The organism is Pseudomonadota bacterium, assembly GCA_008501635.1.
In the GTDB taxonomy this organism is placed as follows: domain Bacteria; phylum Pseudomonadota; class Gammaproteobacteria; order QQUJ01; family QQUJ01; genus QQUJ01.
The window spans coordinates 186,423-199,979 of record QQUJ01000018.1 but is presented as its reverse complement, the minus strand read 5'-3'; the positions used below and the strand labels follow the sequence as shown (position 1 = coordinate 199,979).

At 56.9% G+C, this 13,557-nt stretch carries 14 protein-coding genes; 3 read left to right on the top strand and 11 right to left on the bottom strand.

Features of this window, described 5'->3' with window-relative positions; genetic code table 11:
* Window positions 1-5 precede the first annotated feature (5 nt).
* Window positions 6-779 (top strand): energy transducer TonB, encoded by a 774-nt coding sequence (locus DWQ09_10980; protein KAA3627690.1) that lies wholly within the window; start codon window positions 6-8, stop codon window positions 777-779.
* Here DWQ09_10980 and DWQ09_10975 read toward each other — a convergent pair.
* Genes DWQ09_10975 through DWQ09_10955 form a run of 5 tightly spaced genes read right to left on the bottom strand, consistent with a single transcriptional unit; the run spans window position 765 to window position 4,596 of the window.
* A complete protein-coding gene (locus DWQ09_10975) occupies window positions 765-1,688 on the bottom strand; it encodes a cobalamin-binding protein (protein KAA3627689.1) in 924 nt (307 codons plus the stop codon). The two genes, DWQ09_10980 and DWQ09_10975, sit on opposite strands and share 15 nt — an antisense overlap.
* A complete protein-coding gene (locus DWQ09_10970) occupies window positions 1,688-2,422 on the bottom strand; it encodes an adenosylcobinamide-GDP ribazoletransferase (GenBank protein ID KAA3627688.1) in 735 nt (244 codons plus the stop codon). The genes DWQ09_10975 and DWQ09_10970 overlap by 1 nt, the downstream gene beginning before the upstream one ends.
* Window positions 2,422-3,024 (bottom strand): histidine phosphatase family protein, encoded by a 603-nt coding sequence (locus DWQ09_10965; protein ID KAA3627687.1) that lies wholly within the window; start codon window positions 3,022-3,024, stop codon window positions 2,422-2,424. The genes DWQ09_10970 and DWQ09_10965 overlap by 1 nt, the downstream gene beginning before the upstream one ends.
* A complete protein-coding gene (cobT, locus tag DWQ09_10960; GenBank protein ID KAA3627686.1) occupies window positions 3,017-4,072 on the bottom strand; it encodes a nicotinate-nucleotide--dimethylbenzimidazole phosphoribosyltransferase in 1,056 nt (351 codons plus the stop codon). The genes DWQ09_10965 and cobT overlap by 8 nt, the downstream gene beginning before the upstream one ends.
* Window positions 4,069-4,596, bottom strand: a complete 528-nt coding sequence (locus DWQ09_10955) for a bifunctional adenosylcobinamide kinase/adenosylcobinamide-phosphate guanylyltransferase (GenBank protein ID KAA3627685.1) — start codon at window positions 4,594-4,596, stop codon at window positions 4,069-4,071. The genes cobT and DWQ09_10955 overlap by 4 nt, the downstream gene beginning before the upstream one ends.
* A gap of 94 nt (window positions 4,597-4,690) precedes the next feature.
* Here DWQ09_10955 and DWQ09_10950 point away from each other — a divergent pair, with 94 nt between their 5' ends.
* Both DWQ09_10950 and DWQ09_10945 read left to right on the top strand, forming a co-directional pair.
* Window positions 4,691-5,251 (top strand): cob(I)yrinic acid a,c-diamide adenosyltransferase, encoded by a 561-nt coding sequence (locus tag DWQ09_10950; GenBank protein ID KAA3627684.1) that lies wholly within the window; start codon window positions 4,691-4,693, stop codon window positions 5,249-5,251.
* A 113-nt stretch (window positions 5,252-5,364) separates the two neighbouring features.
* Window positions 5,365-6,294, top strand: coding sequence for a 4-hydroxy-3-methylbut-2-enyl diphosphate reductase (locus tag DWQ09_10945; protein KAA3627683.1), 930 nt, complete (start codon window positions 5,365-5,367; stop codon window positions 6,292-6,294).
* 23 nt (window positions 6,295-6,317) lie between these two features.
* Here DWQ09_10945 and DWQ09_10940 read toward each other — a convergent pair whose 3' ends face one another.
* From DWQ09_10940 to gspH, 6 genes are all read right to left on the bottom strand, one after another.
* Window positions 6,318-6,746 (bottom strand): type IV pilin protein, encoded by a 429-nt coding sequence (locus DWQ09_10940; GenBank protein ID KAA3627682.1) that lies wholly within the window; start codon window positions 6,744-6,746, stop codon window positions 6,318-6,320.
* Window positions 6,747-6,914: 168 nt separating this feature from the next.
* Entirely contained in the window at window positions 6,915-10,742 is a 3,828-nt protein-coding gene (locus tag DWQ09_10935) for a hypothetical protein (protein ID KAA3627681.1), read from the bottom strand.
* A 61-nt stretch (window positions 10,743-10,803) separates the two neighbouring features.
* Window positions 10,804-11,301, bottom strand: a complete 498-nt coding sequence (locus DWQ09_10930; protein KAA3627680.1) for a pilus assembly protein PilX — start codon at window positions 11,299-11,301, stop codon at window positions 10,804-10,806.
* A complete protein-coding gene (locus tag DWQ09_10925; GenBank protein ID KAA3628004.1) occupies window positions 11,298-12,401 on the bottom strand; it encodes a prepilin-type N-terminal cleavage/methylation domain-containing protein in 1,104 nt (367 codons plus the stop codon). Before DWQ09_10925 ends, DWQ09_10930 begins: the two co-directional genes overlap by 4 nt.
* On the bottom strand, window positions 12,398-12,859 hold the full coding sequence (pilV, locus tag DWQ09_10920; protein KAA3627679.1) for a type IV pilus modification protein PilV: 462 nt from the start codon (window positions 12,857-12,859) through the stop codon (window positions 12,398-12,400). The genes DWQ09_10925 and pilV overlap by 4 nt, the downstream gene beginning before the upstream one ends.
* Window positions 12,856-13,473 (bottom strand): type II secretion system protein GspH, encoded by a 618-nt coding sequence (gene gspH / locus DWQ09_10915; protein ID KAA3627678.1) that lies wholly within the window; start codon window positions 13,471-13,473, stop codon window positions 12,856-12,858. The genes pilV and gspH overlap by 4 nt, the downstream gene beginning before the upstream one ends.
* Window positions 13,474-13,557: the final 84 nt, after the last annotated feature.

Sequence of the window (13,557 nt, the reverse complement as noted above, 5' to 3'; positions counted from 1 at the left end):
CCCTGATGCAGTTCCTGCTGATCTCTGGCGGGGTTCATTTATCGCTGCTGGTTGCTGGTGTATTATCGACCACTCCGACGGAGCCGATACACCATCGGGTCGGTATCAGTTTGCGTGCAACCCTGCTGCCCACGACACCCTCCGTCGTGCGCGCATCGCCGATTGAATCCGACGCTGTCTACCCAAGCACTGAATCGGTGCGTCCGTCTGAATCAAGCTCGGTGCCAACAAAAGCCTTTGTCGCTGAAACCCGCGGTACCCTGCAAGTACAACCCTTGCGGTCGGACCGAACGCTCGCAGCGAAACCGCCGAAACAACCGAAGAACCGGTTTCTGCAGACCAAGGCCACAGAAACTTTACCATCAGGTAAGGTGGTAAAAAGGGAAACGGCAAGAACAGCCGGCAAGGTGGAAACAACTACGTTGTACGCGGCTCCCGAGACAATCACTGCATCGCAAAAGGCCAGCGACGAGCAGATTGCTCAATGGCGGTCGCATCTTCAGGCACAATTGACCGAACACATGCAAAGCCGGTTTCGCTATCCGTTGCTGGCGCGACGCAGCGGCTGGCAGGGTGTTGTCCGATTACGCTTTGTTGTGACCAACCGCGGCCAGATTATCGGCGTTGAATTGGTGAGCAGCTCCGGTTATAAGCTGCTCGACAACAGTGCATTGCACAATGCTGCGCAGATTCAGGAGATTCCGTTAGCGTTGGAGGACACAATTTCCGTTACGCCATTACGGGTGGAAATCCCTGTGCGATTTCTACTCCGGGGCTGACTTCGACAGGCTTGCACGCGCTTGCGCCAATATCTCGCACAACTGCGTCAACCCCTGCAGAATCCGACTTGTCGGCCTTTGCAGAAGATCCGGATCGATGCGGCGTAGGTGACCGTGTTTGACAGCGCGAAGCTGCGGCCAGCGTTGCCAACGCTCCAACCATTCGCTACGAGCTCTGCCAATACCACCGGTGACGATAACCATTGGATCTGCTACCAGTACGGCCTCAACCGTAACTGTCGGCGCAAGCAGGCTGAGATGGGCAAAGACGTTGGTCCCGCCACAGATAGCGATTGCATCGCTCACCAAATGCTCTCCATTCAAGGTCATCAGCGGTTGATCCCAGGCCTGGAAGAAGACCGAAACCGGTTTCTGATCGGCATACTGACTCCGCAATCGGTTGAGGTGTCTTTCGAACCGTTCTGCGACAGCATCGGATTGCATTCTGCGGCCGCTTAGCCTGCCGAGATCGCGCATCAAAGTCGGTATCTGATCCAATCGCCGCGGCTCGGAAAGATAGACTGGTATTCCTAACGCACGGATCTGTTCGATATGCTGCGAACGATTTCCCGACCACCAACCGATAACCAAGTCGGGCTTCAACTCAAGCAAGGACTCCATGTCAAAGTTCTTGTAATCGCCGATGCGCAGAATCTCGACTGCGGCAGGCGGATAATCGCTGAACTCCACAGCGCCGATCAGCAAATCGTTGGCGCCGATCTCGAATAGCAGCTCACTGACGTGCGGCGCGAGGCTGACGATCCTCCGCGCAGGATGCGCTAGTTCCACGGCCCTGCCGGAGGCATCGGCGATGCTCACCGGATCGGCAGCAACGCCAGCCGGTATCGCCATGCTGCAAATAAGGAGCAGGGTTTGCAGCACCAAACCATGATAGCGGATGATTTCCATTACAGCGCCAACACCCAACCGAGCAACGCAGCCGCCTCACTGATCTCTACCGTTGCGCCAAGCGTATCTCCCGTCGCACCGCCGATGCGCGCGATCATCAGGGCGCGAAGCCCGACTACGGTCAATCCCGCGCAGACCAACGACTGCAACCCTGCCGCGCCACCCGTCAGGAACAGCAGCGCTACGATACCTATTACCACCATCCCCGCTTGGCGCGGCAGCGAGCGTGCCAATGACGCGCCAAGACCGCCGACACGCACATAAACCGTGGTAAGAAAAAGCCCAACGATTGCCGCCCGCCCCAACATCGGAATCAGCAGCACAGCCACTAGCTCTCCCGCACGGACCAAGGCAGTAAGCGCGGCGAGTTTGAGCAACAGCACTAGCGCTACCAGCACGATAGCCGCCGGACCGGACCGCGGATCCTTCATAATTTCCAGCGTACGTGTTGTATTGCCCTGCCCGCCCAACCAAGCGTCCGCGCTATCCGCCAAACCATCGAAATGCAATCCCCCGGTAACCAGTACCCAGACAGTGAGCATCAGCGCGGCAATCACCATTGGATCGCTTGCCGATGCCACATACGCCGGAATGGCCACCAGCAGACCGATAACCAACCCCACCAAGGGATAGGCGATCACCGATCGACCTTGCACTTCAGGTTCAATATTGCCCGGGAGAGGGATTGGCAGACGAGTCAGAAATTGCAGTGCCAGTAAAAAGGGCTGTAGCATCAGGGCCGCCCACTATGGAAAACCAGATGGGGGTATTTACCGTTACCGTCCGCACGCAGGCGGGTGATGGCCGCATAAGGCACCTGCAGACGGAAGAAATTACGCGGCGGTATACCGAGCACATGAAACAGTATGGCGCGAATCACCCCGCCGTGCGCAACCAACAACAGATGCTGTCCCGTATGCTCACGCAGCAACTTCTCCCATGCTTTGGCCACCCGGATCTGAAACTGGTCGAAGGGTTCGCCGCCTTGAGGCCAATTGGCAATGGGATCGTTCCAAAAGGCTAACATGCGTTCGGGGTTCTCGGCTTCCAGATCCGCCGGGGCACGCCCCTCCCAAATACCGAAACAGATTTCGCGAAAGCCTTCGTCGATGCTGAGAGGTACATTTCTTTCATTGGCAAGCTCGTCCGCAAACTTTGCACAACGTTGCAACGGCGACGAAACGATTTTCTCCCATCCGTTGCAGTGAGCCGTTGCCTCGCGCATCTGCCGCCAACCGAGTTCACTCAGTGGATCATCTTTGTGACCTCGATACATTCGACCACCTTCCGGCTCGCCATGACGTATCAAATCGATGATCGTTGAATGCTTATTCATGAGATTCAGTGACTCCGGCCTCGGTAAACGTCGTCATTTCGTTATGTAACGCACAAGCCATTCGCAGAATCGGTACGGCGACCGCAGCACCGCTTCCTTCACCCAGCCGCAGACCCAGATTCAGTAACGGTTCGGCATCCAGGACTCGAAGAATCCGCGCATGTCCGGGTTCGGCGGAGGTATGCGAATAGATAAGCCACGGAGCAATGTCCGGACGCAGTCGTAACGCTGCCAGCGCGGCAGCAGAAGTGATGAATCCGTCAACCAATGCCGGCACCCCAGACTGAGCACAGGCGATGTACGCACCCGCCAACGCGGCAATCTCGAATCCGCCTACGCAGCGCAATACGTGCCAGGGATCTACAAAGGCGGATCGATGGTGCTGCAATGCTTGACGTATTACGCTCACCTTGTGGATCACACCCGCTGAATCGAGTCCGGTTCCGGGACCCGCAATTTCCTCGGGCTGGGCATCGAGTAGAGCGCAGGCCAGCGCCGTCGCCGCGGTGGTGTTGGCAATTCCCATTTCGCCGCCGATGAAAAGCTGTATTTTTTTTTCTACAGCGCGCAGCACAGCATCCCGACCAACGTCCATCGCGGTCGTCAACTGAGCTTCATCCATGGCCGGATGGCGAAGAAAATTGGCCGTCCCGCAGCCAATGCGCGTGCTAACAACGCCCACCAGCGGGCCAGGGTCCGATACCGCACCCACATCCACAACTTCTAACGAAGCGCCCAATTGTCGCGCCGCCACGCTGATTGCCGCACCGCCGCCGGCAAAGTTGCGTATCATCTCCACGGTCACCGATTGCGGGAACAGCGATACGCCTTCGGCAGCGATACCATGGTCGGCAGCAAACACCACTATACCCACCCGCTCCAGAGTCGGCCTTTCAGTGCTCTGCAATCCAGCCAAGCGGATAGCAAAGCCCTCAAGTCTCCCCAGCGATCCCGCCGGTTTGGTCAATTGAAGCTGCCTCGCGGTGGCCGCCGCTTGGCAATCGACGTTGATCTCGCATACACACTCATCGATCCACCCCGGTTTCATGCCTGTTCCTTCTTCAACTCAATGGGCAACCCCGCGACCATCAGCGTAACGCGATCGCAGATCTGCGCCAGTTCCTGATGCAACCTTCCCGACTCATCACAAAAACGACGAGCCAAGGCGTTCACGGGGATCACACCCTGATTGGTCTCATTGCCGACCAGAATAATGCGCCCAGCAACCACCGGGATGATCTCCAGCAATTGGTTGTAGGCTTGATTGAATCCAGATGCTGACTCCCCCTCCAAAGACAACCAATTGGAAAGCCACAGCGTCAGACAGTCCACCACCAGGCAGCGTGAGGGCGCCGCCAGATTCTGAAGGGTATCGGCTAGTTGGAGCGGTTCTTCAACGGTTATCCAACCCGCAGGGCGCTCGGCACGATGCCGCGCTATCCGTTGCGCCATCTCTTCATCCCCCGCGGCGGCCGTCGCAACGTACACCACCTCCATCTCGCTGGATAAGGCCCGCTGTTGTGCCTCGCGACTTTTACCCGAGCGCATCCCTCCAAGTATCAGTTCCGCCACCGCTGATCACCTCCGCAAAGCGCGCATTCTACCCTATCCGATCCCTATAGGGCTCTGCTAAGGTTATGCATTGAGTTGACTAGCGGAATACCCCATGGGCCACAGGCTTTCGAAAATCTACACCCGCACCGGCGATGATGGCACCACTGGACTTGGCAGAGGCGATCGGGTCGCGAAGGACAGTGCTCGAATCGAAGCTATCGGTGCTGTGGATGAAACCAACTGCCACGTAGGGATCGTGTTGTGCCACGCCCTGCCAGACCCGGTCACAGAAGTGCTGACACGCGTTCAGCACGAACTGTTCGATCTCGGCGGTGAACTGGCACTTCCGGAATTCGTCGCTATCGACGCAGAGAGCATTCGTCAACTCGAATCTGATCTCGACAAACTCAATGCGGAACTGCCCCCGTTGAAAGAGTTTATTCTTCCCGGAGGCACCTCATCCGGTGCAGCGTGCCATCTCGCGAGAGCGGTGTGCCGACGCGCCGAACGACGACTCGTTACTTTAGCGCAGCAAGAGCGCGTCAGTGATAACCTTCCGCGCTACCTGAATCGTCTATCGGATTTGCTTTTCGTGACCGCGCGAGTCCTTGTGCGCAGCGAGGGCAGCGATGAAGTTCTTTGGCAATCACGGCAAAAACGCGATAACAACTGATCGCGACTGACACGCATCATGCCCACGGACTGCCCATTGTCCCGCCAAGCCGTCTTTGTTTCTATTTGTTAGAATGTCTGCCTTGGAAAGCGCTGCAAACACCCGGAGATAACATGGAAATCGTCCTCGCCAACCCCCGCGGATTCTGCGCCGGGGTTGATCGTGCCATTGCCATCGTCGAGCGTGCGCTGGAACTCTTCGGCTCGCCTATCTACGTCCGTCATGAAGTTGTGCACAATCGTCATGTCGTCGAGAATCTCCGTGAAAGAGGAGCCGTTTTCGTTGAAGAGCTAGATGAAATACCCGACGGATCCACGGTTATCTTCAGTGCGCACGGAGTATCACGCGCGGTTGAGGAAGAGGCTGCGCGGCGCGGTCTTAAAGTATTCGATGCCACCTGCCCGCTAGTGACCAAAGTTCATATGGAAGTCGCTCGGCATGCCAAAGCAGGTCGCGAGGTCGTTCTGATCGGGCACCAGGGCCATCCGGAAGTAGAAGGCACGAAGGGTCGGTATGACAATCCCAACGGCAGTATTTACACGGTGGGTTCCATTGCTGAAGTTGAGGCCCTGTGTGTTGACAGTCCGGACAATCTTGCCTATGTCACCCAGACGACACTTTCGGTAGACGATACAGCGGAGATTATCGCCGCACTGCAAAAGCGATTCCCGTCCATTCTGGGACCAAAAAATGATGATATCTGTTACGCCACCCAGAATCGGCAAGATGCTGTCAAGGCGCTGAGCTCCGGATGCGACCTGATCATCGTAGTCGGATCGGCCAATAGCTCGAACTCCAACCGCCTGCGAGAGCTGGCGGAAAAACACCGCGTCGAAGCCTATCTGATTGACGGCCCCGATGCATTGGATGCAAGCTGGATCAGGAATCGGCAACTTGTGGGTGTCACCGCGGGGGCCTCCGCGCCAGAGGAGATCGTCGAATCGGTGGTTGAAAAACTGCAGAGCTTGGGCGCCACGCTCGTTCCGTCACCTAGGAAATTTAGCGAGGACATCCATTTTCCGCTGCCTGCGGAACTACGCTGAAGATCGATCTGTCCGCTACCAGGCTAGCGCCGCCAACACTGATTGGTTCCGAGAGGTCCCGATGCCGCTTTTGTGCCCGCCTGATTCACGGTCAAATTCCCGCATGCCGGATCACTAACCGGCGTTGCCTGGAGAGTAAAGGTATTTGCAGCAACAGCTGCGATTGTAATGGCGTATCGGGCGGTACCCCCATCCTTGGGTGACTGTGTCAAACCTGCCGGCAGAGCGACCGCGACGGGTACAGCATCGCGAGTCTGATGATACTGGCTGTTTTGCGTAAAGAAGCGCTCCATGAACTGTGCCGCTTCCAGCAACACCGCTTGAGCATCAGCTCGTCGTGACTGGCGTACCTGCTCCTGATAGGCAGGAAACGCGATGGCCGCGAGAATACCGACAATCGCCACCACGATCATCAACTCGATAAGGGTAAATCCCGCCTTCACTCTATTCATAGCAAACAGCGCCTCTCAGTAGAACCCCGGTTCGAGATCAACGGCCTTGAACCCCGACAGGATTGCACACAGCCTTTCCAATTCCACTACCACTGGGGTGGCGATTTCGATAATCAACCCACACAGTTAGAATATTCCGTAATGCGTGGGCCAGCACAACGGCTGCCTTTAGCGCAGCTGCCGCCACGACTGCCGGTTTGCAGGGCCCGCATTGTTTCGCCCAGCCCCTAGACGATCCTGTCCTCCGTACAAGTGATCGACATTCTGATTTCGGTCTCTAATATCGATAATCTGCTCACCGCCACCGCCGCCAAAACCACCGTAGTTTGTGCCGCTGGACGTATCGCCCGCGTCAAATTGACCATCGTTGTTGAGATCGAAAACCGGAAAGCTCGCCTGCCCACCCGAACCTAGCATGATATCCATGATGAAACCCGTACGTCCGGTACCGCATGGGTCCGGATCGGGGATCAGCGTGGAGAAGCGAATACGATCCTGGATCTGCCCTGAAGGGAAAGTTGGGCTACTGATCACCCGTTCGCCCATGGCGTTACCCGCGTAGATCAGATCCAAGTACCAGCCTTTATCTGCTCCGATTGCGTTGGCGGACATCTCTCGCACAGTATGCGTTTCGGTACCAAAAGTTTGGATGCCTTGATAGGTGATGGTTTGCTGCACCAGCTGGTTGCGTCCAGTCACAGCGACGCCGTTGGCATCGATAATCCCGTACAGGCTCTGCACTTGGTTGTTACCTCCGTCCAGATTCCGGAAATAGCTTCCCGTACCGAATAACACCATCAGGCTATTGGGGTCGTTGGGATTTAGGGCCACTTCGGGCCGTGCAGTGATGGATTGGGGAACACCACCACTATCCAGCGCCTGGAACAGAACCCCCCGATTGGCGGCACTGTCCCACTGATTGGGATCGATGGAGGAAACATCAAACCGCCACATATTGCCTTGCAGATCGCCAGCGTAGATATAACGGGCCGACAGATCGAGCCCAGGCCAATCCGTCACCTTCGGCGTGGCCAATCCGTTTGATGTCACGGCATCGCCCACGCCAGTGTCGATCTTGGCCAGTAATTGTCCATCGCTCAATCGCACGATGAACAGCATCGCGCGATGGTTATCGCTGTTATAGCCGTTGCCGAACACCGCAGCCCACTCCCCGTTGCGCATACGCGCGATAGTGGGTTGACCAACACCATAGCCCAGATCGGGATCCTTGAACTCCCACAGCACGCTGCCGGTGCCGAAGTTCTGCGGGGCAGTGACATCCAGGGCGAATACCGTACGTCCCCCTGATCCCATAGAGCCCACCAGCACCGTCTTCCAACCACTGGTGCCACCAACCCAACTCGCGGCGTGGGCATCGCCCACCGCTACGGTTCCGTCCATGAAGTAGCGGTGACTGTAGTTTGTGCTCATCAATGTAGTGATACGCGCGGAGGTATTGCCGCTCTCCGGTAACAGCAATTCGCTGGGCATGTAGGCAAAGATCTCGGTGCCATCCGTGGAACGGAAAGCATGCAGTAAACCATCGTTGGCGCCGACATAGATCACATCCGGTCGATTCTGATAGTCAGATCCGGGAGTTGTGCGAAAAGTTGTGTAACTCGCCCCCAGGCCGCTTAAGAGGCTGTAGCCAAAGTCCCTCTTGCCCGCGAATTGCGGATTGGAGTTCACGATATCGCCCAGTAAACGCACCTCGCTTGTTACCGAGTCCGTGCGGCTGCGGAACGAAGGATCGCCACCCTCGACGCCACGCAACCAGTTGATACGGCTCTGACCCAGCCCGTCGATGGTGCCGTCGGGACGGCGGTTCAGGGCATCCCGCTGCGCGTTGCTGAGACTAAGCCAATCGGTTGTCGGATTGAGTGCTATACCGCTGAGGGTACCGCTGCCAGTATCACTGGCTCGGGTGTAGAAATTCCGTGATGAAGGCAGTCGAACGCGCAGCACCGCTTCGGCATCCCATGCCACGCCGGTCAACGCCCCGCTGGACTGATCAATGTCGTTGGCTGTCAACATACCTGTCCAATCGCCGCTGCGAAATCCGGCCACGAAGAGCAGCGTGTTGGTTTGCAGTATCGCGGCACTGGTAGCGGCTGAGGTAGATGAGCTTTCGACCTCATTGATAATGCTCTCAAAGGCCTGGGTAAGCCCCAGCACCATCGCATCGGCTTCACCGGCGGTGAAGAAGTTATCGGGCCGCAAGAACGCTGCTTGGCCGGCACCACGGCTACCGAAGGGTGTCAGCGTCTCACCATTGGAATGCCACCAAGCATCGGGCAACGGACCGGCGTGCGTGTCGGGGTCGAAACCATCCGGAACTCTGAAGCCGCCATATTTGGCCGCCAGGGCGAACTGATTGCGTTCCATGCCTTCCAGTGATTGAGCTTCAAGCACATCGACCCAATAGGTGGAGACCGTGGTTTTGCCCCCGGTGAGATCGGGCCTGATATCCCGGGTGTGCGCATCATAGGCCAGGCCGGCCATGTAAGCGGAGTTATCTCGGCCCGTAAACGGCGTGTTGATGGCAATACCTTCGATGGTGGCAACGTCCTGCGTGCGAGTGACAACGTTGACCGTCGCATCCGACGACACCGCGCCCGGTGTAGCGGGCTCGTTAGTCATAACGCCGTTACCCGGTAAATTTTTGTCGGTCCACGTATAGATATCCCCAATTCCGAGAATCACATTGGGTTGACACCAGGCCTGGATCGGATCACCCCAATTGGTGATGACGGGGAATCCATCCGCCATGTTTGACCGGTCGACGGCGGTGCCGGTCATATTCGTATACTCCGCCACATTACCCTGATTCTTGAGATAGCGAATGGCTGCGTAATAGAGCTCGCTGACCGGATCGTAGCTCTTGTGATTCTGGCTCGTCATCTGTCCAAACTTGTTTAAATAGTTGATAACCCCACTGTCCAGAATGGAGATACCGTGCGCCGAGGAGGTGTCGGTAGCATCTGCGGGATTGGGATTGCGAACCAGCACACCCGTCACCGGATCCCACTCTTTGTTGGGGTTATTCGCTTCGACAACACCGCCGGGAATCACCGGTCCTACGGTCTTTATCCGCGACCGCAACACACCACCATCACGCGAGGTCTGGCCCTCATTGAGGTAGCCGAACACCCCATAACGCAGATTCCGCCAATATTGTTGTATGGTCCCCTCCGGCTTCCAACCCTGCGAGTAGGGACGGCAGTTGGATTCGACGCCCCCCGAGGCGGCGCTGTCGCATACCTTGACACGAATGCTGACTTCGTACGCCCGCGTTGTCAGCACTGCCGCACCGGGATTGTAGGCGGTCACACTGGCATCCACGTCATCGTCGTTGAGTCGGAAGCGCATCTTGTTACCGAGTCCCTGGATGCGCATGCGCATCCAGTTGTGACTGAAAGGCGTTGCGCCCTGCAGCATGGTTGAATTGTTTCCGGATGCTGGAATACGACGATTGGGGTAGATGCCGGTTCCACCCTGACCGGTGTGGTTTGCCTTTTCTAGCCACGTCTCAGTAGGCGTGTCTCTCACCCGGTACCCACCCGTCAATACCATGCGAAAGGGATCGATGGTCTGGGTCGCGGCCCAATTGAGGAAGTTGCCACTCCACTCATTGGCGCCCGTGCAGGTACGGTCAGCCGTATTGCGGACCGGATAGAAATGGCGATTCGCCTCCGTGGCGCTGTAGGAATACTGATAGCACTTGCCGGCGGAGAAATAGCCGATGTAGATGCGACTGACATCGTAATCACCCAGCGATGCCACGCTGGTGATAGTCGGCCATTCCACGGAGGGTACAAATAGCAAGTTACCCGGCACGTTGCTCGTAGTGAAAAGCGGAACATTGGCTATATCGACAGCCGCTCGAGCAGGTGCGACCACTGCCATGGAGAGTGCCAATCCCAATCCGAGCGCGCGCAGACGGCGGCGAACAACCGAATCGATTCGACCAATATGCAGAGTGCGGCTAGTGTTCATACTACCTCTCCCTAAAATCCCTTCGACGACTTTTCACCAGCAGTGAAAGACATGATTTGCCTCATGGCTCAAACATGGACTGAACGATCGTCACGGCCGTGCCCGTACCACCTACTCCGCGCGCAGTTACGGGATAGATAAAACGGTACTGTGCGGGTAGGCCAATGCCGATACGTACACGCTGAGGTGATCCGGCGTGAAAAACCGGATCCCCGGCGTAGATCTGTACACCGTTTACTATATTGAATCCCGCCAGCGAACCTTGGGGGGCGGGACTTGCGGCACCATCCCATGTGGGATCGGGTAGTGTCCCCGCCGCCTCCGCGGTTGCAGTATTGGCAGGCAACCATGCCTCACCCCCGCGCAACGCCGCTTCGGAAGCCTGGAAAGCCAGATTGAGGTCGCGCGTATTGCCGGCCATGCGCTCCTGCAAGGTCGTGGTCTGCATGGCTGTAACACCAATGATTGTCAGCAGAATGAGAAAGATCAGACTGACAAGTAAAACCGCGCCCTTCTGCCGCGAATACCTGTGACCTGTGACCATAGCAAGGCTCCTCATGGTAGCCGGTTCCGCAAGCCGACCGTGGTCGTAAACACCTGTCGCAATCGTGTGTCGGCGCCGACTCCAGAGTTGAAAACCGCGCCATCGAAGCTGATTGCCTGCGGACCGTCCGTTACCCCGTTTTCCACGCTGCGCGCCAGCAAACGCATTTGAACGCTCACCACACTGTTCCAGCGATTGGCGGCGTCAACCTGGGCACCCGTCCAATACGCGTTGCCGAGTGCGTGTGGATCGGCCATGCGATCACCATTGGTGTCTACTCCATAGGAGAAGCGCATTCGCTCGATACCCTCGACCAGCTCTTGGGCGGCATCCTGGTTGACGCGTTGAAAAAGTGCCGGTCCGCCACCCGCGCCGGTGCCAATGAAGTAGGAGCGTGTGGAGATGCGCGTCACGTCTGCCCCGAGAAACTCGCGCCCTAGTGCTGTATTGGAGTTTCCGGGGGATCCCACGCCAGTGAGGTGTGCGAGAGAACCGCTGGTGTCTGGATCACTGTTGGAGATCTGAAACACTGCCGCGGAAGTGCAATCGCTTACCACTACGACATCAAACTGGCTGAATCCGTTGGATGCAGGCACACCCAAAGCTTCCGACCCAGGAAACGCACCAGCCGGATGGGAAGTCACCGTTGTCGGCAGCCTCTCTACCCCGCGCAGCGTCAGGATATCGCTTTCATTCAACGCTGCAGCCAACGACGCGGGCAATGCCGGTGTCCAACTGGCACCATTCCATTGGTAGCCTTGCAGCCCGGTTTCGAAGGACCACTCATAATCGTTGGGATTATTGAGCCTCACCCGAAAGAAACCGGGAGCGAGAAGGCCTGCTCCAGCAGGATTCTCACGCTGCAGATTTACCGCACACCCCATATTACCGGCCATGCGCAAATCACGATTGAGTGCTTCGATGGCGAATCGCCCGTTCTCCTGCACCCGGGAAAGTGCCTCTTGAAAACGGTAGGTCTGTTTGCTACCCACGAAGAGTTGAATGATGCCAGCCGTCAATATAAGGCCAATAACCAACGCCACCATGATCTCGATCAGGGAAAGCCCCGCCTGAAATTGCGGCCTACCGTCATATTTCAAGTTTCGCCTTCTCATAGCTGCGTCGCCACATTGAATTCCTGGAAACCGGCAGCACCACGGCTGTCATCCCAGCGCACACTAATTGTGAAACTAGTGCCCACCCTCTGGATACGGCTGTCACCGACGGGAAGATTCGTCGAGACACGCTGGCGCCATCCCGTCAGATCGGCTTGCGCAACGCCAGCAGTAGCAGGCGCTGTGCTATATGCAAGATCGTATCCGCCCGCCTGCGCTACAACGCGATTGGCACGCATAGCATCAACAATCTCATAGGCAAGATGTGTCGCCTGTGTGCGCAGATAGGCACTGTGATTGTTGCGCACTGAGACACCCTGCAATCCCGCTAGTCCGAGCAATCCTATTGCCAGGATCAGCACGGTAACCAGCACCTCCATCATTGAAAAGCCGCGGCACGCGCGCACCCTGTATAACGGAGACCCCAGCCTTGTATTGGATGATTGCGTGATCTTCATGGGCAGTTTCCCGTAGAGACATTGGCGCGGCCGGTGTTGGAGATGCTGATTGTGCGCATGCGATTAACGGTACCCGATATGCAGCCTTGTGGTGTGAGTACGAAGCTAACCACCCCATTGGGAATAGCCTTTGCACCCTGTCCACTAAAAACCAGAGTGGTCACACCTCCCGAGTTCGCAGCCATGTCATTCATCGCCGTAAATACCCGGATGGTTCCCGCCGCGTTAAATACCCGCCAGCCTTGGACCCAAGTACCAACGCACGCAGTGCCATTTGAACTGGCGCACACGGATACCGGTTGGCCCGTTTTGATTGCCTCGCTACGGGCAAGGTTCATGGCCGTTACCAACTCGTTGGCCTGCGTAGCAAGGCGATTATTCTGAAATACCGTCTGAAAGGAAGGTATGGCAAAGGTAAGCACAATCGCCGCTATGACGAGAGTGATCATCAATTCAATCAAGGTAAAGCCACGCACTGATTTCAGTCTGTTCTCTTTCATGTAGCGTTTCTTAGCAGAACCCAGCCGGTAAATCCAAGTCCCACACGATAAGCGGTCAACCACTGCCGACCAGCGGAGGCAACAGTGCTGAGCACCCATCGGGAGGAGAATCATTGACCACGGTATGGCGGACGCCCTTAGAGGGATGATCGTTCATTACCCAACCGGTTAACGTGGATTTTGTCTAAACGCTGTCTA

Excerpts from the sequence above, each read along its gene's own strand:
- DWQ09_10925 (KAA3628004.1), bottom strand. The coding sequence starts at position 12,401 with ATGAGAAGGCGAAACTTGAAATATGACGGTAGGCCGCAATTTCAGGCG.
- DWQ09_10965 (KAA3627687.1), bottom strand. The coding sequence starts at position 3,024 with ATGAATAAGCATTCAACGATCATCGATTTGATACGTCATGGCGAGCCG.
- DWQ09_10930 (KAA3627680.1), bottom strand. The coding sequence starts at position 11,301 with ATGAGGAGCCTTGCTATGGTCACAGGTCACAGGTATTCGCGGCAGAAG.
- DWQ09_10940 (KAA3627682.1), bottom strand. The coding sequence starts at position 6,746 with ATGAATAGAGTGAAGGCGGGATTTACCCTTATCGAGTTGATGATCGTG.
- DWQ09_10980 (KAA3627690.1), top strand. The coding sequence starts at position 6 with ATGCAGTTCCTGCTGATCTCTGGCGGGGTTCATTTATCGCTGCTGGTT.
- DWQ09_10950 (KAA3627684.1), top strand. The coding sequence starts at position 4,691 with ATGGGCCACAGGCTTTCGAAAATCTACACCCGCACCGGCGATGATGGC.
- pilV (KAA3627679.1), bottom strand. The coding sequence starts at position 12,859 with ATGAAGATCACGCAATCATCCAATACAAGGCTGGGGTCTCCGTTATAC.
- cobT (KAA3627686.1), bottom strand. The coding sequence starts at position 4,072 with ATGAAACCGGGGTGGATCGATGAGTGTGTATGCGAGATCAACGTCGAT.
- gspH (KAA3627678.1), bottom strand. The coding sequence starts at position 13,473 with ATGATTCTCCTCCCGATGGGTGCTCAGCACTGTTGCCTCCGCTGGTCG.
- DWQ09_10945 (KAA3627683.1), top strand. The coding sequence starts at position 5,365 with ATGGAAATCGTCCTCGCCAACCCCCGCGGATTCTGCGCCGGGGTTGAT.
- DWQ09_10970 (KAA3627688.1), bottom strand. The coding sequence starts at position 2,422 with ATGCTACAGCCCTTTTTACTGGCACTGCAATTTCTGACTCGTCTGCCA.
- DWQ09_10935 (KAA3627681.1), bottom strand. The coding sequence starts at position 10,742 with ATGAACACTAGCCGCACTCTGCATATTGGTCGAATCGATTCGGTTGTT.
- DWQ09_10975 (KAA3627689.1), bottom strand. The coding sequence starts at position 1,688 with ATGGAAATCATCCGCTATCATGGTTTGGTGCTGCAAACCCTGCTCCTT.